The 6,000-nt window shown below is 40.4% G+C and carries 5 protein-coding genes; all 5 read left to right on the forward strand.

The window, feature by feature from the left end; all coding sequences use genetic code 11:
- The first annotated feature begins 189 nt into the window (after positions 1-189).
- The 5 genes from A8B35_RS08215 (at position 190) to A8B35_RS08235 (ending at position 5,705) form a co-directional block, all read left to right on the forward strand.
- Positions 190-858, forward strand: a complete 669-nt coding sequence (locus A8B35_RS08215; protein ID WP_068472272.1) for a cobalamin B12-binding domain-containing protein — start codon at positions 190-192, stop codon at positions 856-858.
- A gap of 418 nt (positions 859-1,276) precedes the next feature.
- Entirely contained in the window at positions 1,277-2,635 is a 1,359-nt protein-coding gene (locus A8B35_RS08220; protein ID WP_068472274.1) for a uroporphyrinogen decarboxylase family protein, read from the forward strand.
- A gap of 647 nt (positions 2,636-3,282) precedes the next feature.
- Entirely contained in the window at positions 3,283-4,191 is a 909-nt protein-coding gene (locus A8B35_RS08225; RefSeq protein WP_068472276.1) for a GTP-binding protein, read from the forward strand.
- Positions 4,192-4,531: 340 nt separating this feature from the next.
- Complete coding sequence (locus tag A8B35_RS08230; protein WP_068472278.1) at positions 4,532-5,230, forward strand: vitamin B12 dependent-methionine synthase activation domain-containing protein; 699 nt, start codon at positions 4,532-4,534, stop codon at positions 5,228-5,230.
- Positions 5,231-5,411: 181 nt separating this feature from the next.
- The gene (locus A8B35_RS08235; protein WP_068472281.1) at positions 5,412-5,705 is read left to right on the forward strand and encodes a GIY-YIG nuclease family protein; all 294 of its coding nucleotides are present in this window, start codon (positions 5,412-5,414) and stop codon (positions 5,703-5,705) included.
- Positions 5,706-6,000 lie beyond the last annotated feature (295 nt).

Consider the following 6,000-nt stretch of genomic DNA (forward strand, 5'->3'; position numbering starts at 1 on the left):
AGTAAGTCGGGCTTGGGCGAAGCGCCAAAAACATATTGTAATAAATAATAGTCAGCAAACTGAAAGGTAATATGGCAGTTACCATCAACTTCTGACTCAATACTTAAAATAAAAAACATTGTTAACAATGCATTGCTTGTTCGTTGTTGTTGAGCACTGCATTACCCTCAGAATAAATACTAAAATATTATGGAAGAACTATTAGAAAAAATTGCAGCGTGTGTCGATACAGGTAAAATTGATGCAAAATCACCTTATCCTCCAACAATGAAGGGGCAAGATGGTGCTGATGAACTAACAAAACAAGCCTTAGATGCTGGAGTTTCTCCGGCCGATATTCTCGAAAAAGGATTAATGGTAGGTATGGAAATAGTAGGTAATAAATTCCGCGAAAATAAGGTTTTTGTACCTCAAGTATTAATGAGTGCAAAGGCAATGGGAGCAGGCATGGAGCATCTGAAACCATTTTTTGCATCGGGTGCTGCAGAGCGTAAAGGCACATTTATTTTAGGAACCGTAGAAGGCGATCTTCATGATATTGGTAAAAACCTAGTTTCTATGATGGTTGAAGGAAACGGCTACGAGGTAATTGATTTAGGTACCGATGTAAAAGCCGAAGACTTTATTGCCACAGCCGAGAAAAATCCGGGTAGCGTAATAGGTCTTTCAGCACTACTTACCACAACCATGGGCAACATGGAAAAAATTGTAAAAACCATAAAAGAAAAAGATAGCAATATTAAAGTATGTATTGGCGGTGCTCCGGTAAACCAAGAGTTTTGCGAAAAAATTGGTGCCGATAGCTTCAATGCCGATCCACAAGGAGTGGTTGAATATTTAAATGCTTTAGCATCGTAATTTAGGATTTAGAATAAAGACTGAAGGCAGAATATAAAAACTTAAAAGTCATAAGTACAGGTCCAAGTAGAGTAACCGACATCGGCAACGTTGCTTGTGCCTAATATTTAAATGAGGTATTGCTTTTGAGCGCCTCGCTTAGGTGGCCTCTTTTAAAATGGCTTTTGTTTTAAAATTGAACTTTAGTAAGACCGAGAAGTTGAGAGCTGTGCTCGAAAATCACTCGGCCGCACTTAAGTTCAGTTTTAAATAAGAAAGATATTTTAAAAGCAGCCTTGATGTTTTTTCCTTAGTTTTTGTCATCAAGAACAAAAAGTAAGTCGGGTTTGGGCAGACAGCCCAACACAATATTGCAATACTATTATCAACACAATTACCACTTAAAAGAATTTAAAACTAAATAAATCAAACTAAAAGAATGAAAGGATTAGAACTAATACAGAAGGCAATGCGCCTCGAAGAAGTAGAGCGTATTCCATGGGTTCCATTTGTAGGATCACACGCCGGAGCACTATTAAATCAAACAGCTACTGAGTTTTTATCGTCCAAAGAAAACATTGTTAAAGGCGTTAACGAAGCCATCAAGCTATATAATCCTGATGGTATTCCCGTAGCCTTCGATTTACAAATTGAAGCAGAAGCATTGGGTTGTAAATTAGCTTGGGCCGATGATAACCCACCAGCAGTAGTTTCGCATCCACTTATGGAAGGCAAAACACTCGACGATTTAAAAGTACCATGTGCCTGCAAGGCCCGTATACCAATGGTAATGGATGCCACGCGCGAGCTTCGCGATCAGCACCCTGATATTGCCCTGTATGGTTTAATCACTGGTCCTTTTACCTTGGCCCTTCACCTTTTGGGTACCGATATCTTCATGCAAATGATGATGGACCCCGAAGCTACGCACAAGTTAATGCGCTTTACCACCGATGTGGCTAAAATGATGGCGCAAAACTACATTGAGGCAGGAGCCGATGTAATTGCCATTGTTGATCCTATGACCAGTCAGATCGATCCAATGAGTTTTGAAACATTCGTAACACCATACATCACCGAAATTAATGAAATGGTGCGCGAAGCCGATGCCCTAAGCTCGTTCTTTGTTTGTGGTAACGCACAGCAAAACATTGAGGAAATGTGCAAAACAAAACCCGATAATATCTCAATCGACGAGAATATTCCTTTGGATTTTGTACGCGACATGGCCCTTAAGCATAATGTTAGCTTTGGCGGAAACATAAAACTTACCGTAGTATTATTAATGGGCGACGAGGAAGCTTCACGTCGCGATGCCTTAGAGTGTATGGATATTGGCGGTAAAAAAGGTTTTATACTTGCGCCGGGTTGCGATTTAGCCATGGAAACGCCAAAAGAAAACCTCATTGCCGTGGGCGAGTTGGTTCACAACGAAGTATTGCAAGGTGAGTTAAGAGCTTCTGAAGCACAAACCGCCGGTATCGAATTGCTCGATTTATCATCACACTGGTCGAAAGAGCAAGTAGTGATCGACATCATCACACTCGATTCTTCATCATGTGCACCATGCCAATACATGGTTGATGCCGTTAATCGCGCAGCCGAAAGCTATGGTGGCAAAGTAGTGTATAAAGAGCACCGCATAAAAGAAATGGAAGGCGTACAAATGATGGCATCCCTAGGCGTTAAAAACCTACCAACCATTGTTATGGACGGCAACATTGAGTTCATATCGCAAATACCACCAATACAAGATATCACCGCTAAAATAGACCACTATTTAGCCGAGAAAAACTAGTATCGGAAAAAATCTCCAAGTGATTCCTTGGCTGCGGAAACAAAGCCTTGGAAATCACTTTTTGTTTTAATAATAAGGGCGCTCCCCTGCGGGTCGGGCTTTGCGCTATATCTTTGCTTCGCCAAAAAGGGCTCACAAAGGATGCCGCTTCAATCCCTAGCGCGAGAAAATGATAAATGGTGAATGATAAGTTATAAATGAGATTTACAGCAGGCCTTAAGATCGCCGCGTTCCTCACGATGCCGCAATACTGCGTAGAGCAGTAGCGTAAAAAGAGCTGTCAATCCCACGTTATTGCGTTATTCTGAGGCACGAAGGAATCTCAAGGCGAGAACGAAGTAAATAATTAAAGCAATCATAAACCATACATAGGTAGCTTATAAAAGGTCTACTTTAAGGCAATACAAGGGCAAAATTAGAGCTGTCTACCCTGAACAGAAGGCCATAACAAGCTCTAATTTAGGGGTAATTACCTGTACATTTCACAATAATACCCTGTAAGTTACAGGTATTTACTCTGTACGGGAGGCATTAATAAGCTCTAACTTACACCTAATTGGCTCTACTTTAGAGCTAATAACCGTGTAACGAACACCTAATTACTCTGTGTTAAAGGGCTTTTATACTTAATAATTAAACTAAGCAGCATGATTCAATTCAATTTAATTAGCGGATTTTTAGGCAGTGGCAAAACCACCCTCCTTCAGAATTTGCTTACCGAGTTGGCTCCCAAGCATAAAATTGCGGTAATTCAAAACGAATTTGCCCCAACTGGTTTTGATGGCAAAGAATTGAAACGTACCAACGACGATTTCCACTTGGTAGAAATTAACAATGGCTCTGTCTTTTGTGTATGTCAATTGGGAAGCTTTGAAAAAACCATGCTCGAGCTCATTGAAGTGCACCAACCCGAAATGATTTTTCTGGAAGCATCCGGTTTAGCTGACCCCATCAGTATTATTGAGCTACTAGATATGCCAAGCCTGGCCAATAAAGTGAGACTCAATCAAATTGTAAGCATGGTTGATGCACCAAACTTTGTAAAAGGACTCAATAAATTAATTCGGTTTAAGCATCAACTCATGATTGCCGATACCATCATTGTAAATAAAACCGACTTGTTTACGGCCGATCTAAACGATATTAACCAGCAAATAAAAGAATTAAACCCCTACGCTACTATTGAAAAAACGAGCTATGCCAAAGTAAATTGGGAAGCTATCTGCCAAAGCAATACCGGTAAAGCCGCCGCACAGTATCAGGGACACGCATCGGGTGGCAGACCCGAAGAATTAAATGCATGTGTATTGCGCTCACACAATAAAATTGAAGAGCTAAAGCTATTGCTCTTTGTTAAAGAGTTGCAAGAAATCTGTCCGCGTATAAAGGGCTATGTGAATCTGTGTAACGGAAGTGTTTTAATGGTAAATAGTGTGTTCAACAATCTTCAAACCCAAATTATTTACAACTATGTTGGACCAAGTGAAATTATCGCCTTTGGGCATAAACTCAACGTTATAACCCTACGAAAACTATTTAAAAAATATACCGAATAGGAGTGATTAACTAGGCGCCTTAAGATCGCCACGTTCCTCTCGATGACGCAATACCGTGCAGCGCAGTAGCTAGAAAGAAGCTGTGAATCCCACGTTATTGCGTCATTCCGAGGCACGAAGGAATCTCAAGGTGATGACACAATAATTAAAAGAAAAAACAAATGCTAAATGAAAATGAGATTTACAGCACGCCTTAAGATCGCTGCGTTCCTTGCGATGACGAAATACTGCGTAGAGCAGTAGCAAAAAAAGAAGCTGTGAATCCCACGTTATTGCGTCATTCCGAGGTACGAAGGAATCTCAAGGCGAGAACACACAGAAACAAACTAAAATAAAAACTATGGAAATAGTAGCAAATAATATAAAGGAGTATTGCTTCTCCATCAACGATTTAAATATCACAATTGAGGACTTGGAAGAGCTTGCTCCCATGGGCGATATGATTGAAATGTATCGTGATTTCTTAAATTCAGAAATTCAGAAGCTATCCAGCGTCAAATCAATAAAAGGCGGTTATGTTTTTGTGGAAGCCCAAGAAGCAGAGAAAGGTAAAATCAGAACGAATAATATCACTTTTGACACCGGTAAACTAATTACCGCTTACCTAAAGCGTAGCTCTCATTATGTATTTTTTATTTGTACGGCAGGCAACGAAGTCAGCTCACGTTCTAAAGAACTCATGAATGCGGGCGAATTGGTGGAGGGCTACTTTCTAGACACCCTTGGTTCGGTGATGGTAGAAAAAGCCATGGACCAAATTCAAAATGAGCTGAATGCAGAACTCAAAAAAATCGGCCTCAGCAATACCAATCGTTATAGTCCGGGCTATTGCGACTGGGATGTAGCGGAGCAAAGTAAATTGTTTTCGCTGTTTCCGCAGCAGTTTGCAGGCGTTACTATTAACGAATCGTGCTTAATGCACCCCGTAAAATCAGTGAGCGGCATTATGGGCATTGGTACGGATGTAAAATACAACGATCATGTTTGCATTGAGTGTAATAGTACCAATTGCATTTACCGCGATAAAAAGAAGCATTAGTATAAATACGAGTAGTCTAGAGATCGCCAAGTTCCTTGCGATGACGCAATGCCGTAAAGTGAAACGTAAACCCTTTGCGCCTCGTCATTCCGAGGCACGAAGGAATCTCAAGGCGAGCAGTAAAGCATTCTATAGTTTAGGTGTTTTTGTTATCTTCAATCGTAACAAAACTCATTTACACATGGAAAGAGGAGGAGCCGTTTACATATTAACAAATAAAACACACCAAGTATTATACGTAGGTGTAACATCAAAATTGAAACAACGCATATATGAACATAAAACAAAATTTCACGCCAAATCATTTACCGCAAGATATGGTGTTAACCTATTAGTTTATTACAAAGGTTTTCATTCAATAGAGGAAGCAATAGCCTATGAGAAGCAATTGAAATCAGGTAATCGTAAGAGAAAGCTAGATTTAATAACGGAGCAAAATCCGAATTGGAGTGATTTGTACAATGGGATAGACTAACATGGCGCCTAGAGATCGCCACGTTCCTCGCAATGACGCAATACCGTAAAGAGAAACGTATACCCTTTGCGCCTCGTCATTCCGAGGCACGAAGGAATCTTAAGGTAAGCAGTAAAGCGAAGATGTAATTGATGTAATAAAATAACATGGCGCCTTGAGATCGCCACGTTCCTCGCGATGACGCAATACCGTAAAGAGAAACGTATACCCTTTGCGCCTCGTCATTCCGAGGCACGAAGGAATCTTAAGGCAAGCATTAAAGCGAAGATGTAATTGATGTAATATAATAACGCGG

The sequence above is a fragment of the Saccharicrinis aurantiacus genome (genome assembly GCF_001660705.2).
GTDB classification, from domain to species: Bacteria; Bacteroidota; Bacteroidia; order Bacteroidales; family Marinilabiliaceae; genus Saccharicrinis; species Saccharicrinis aurantiacus.

Bases quoted from the DNA above. Each gene is read 5' to 3' on its own strand.
- A8B35_RS08215 (WP_068472272.1), top strand. From the start codon at position 190: ATGGAAGAACTATTAGAAAAAATTGCAGCGTGTGTCGATACAGGTAAA.
- A8B35_RS08220 (WP_068472274.1), top strand. From the start codon at position 1,277: ATGAAAGGATTAGAACTAATACAGAAGGCAATGCGCCTCGAAGAAGTA.
- A8B35_RS08225 (WP_068472276.1), top strand. From the start codon at position 3,283: ATGATTCAATTCAATTTAATTAGCGGATTTTTAGGCAGTGGCAAAACC.
- A8B35_RS08230 (WP_068472278.1), top strand. From the start codon at position 4,532: ATGGAAATAGTAGCAAATAATATAAAGGAGTATTGCTTCTCCATCAAC.
- A8B35_RS08235 (WP_068472281.1), top strand. From the start codon at position 5,412: ATGGAAAGAGGAGGAGCCGTTTACATATTAACAAATAAAACACACCAA.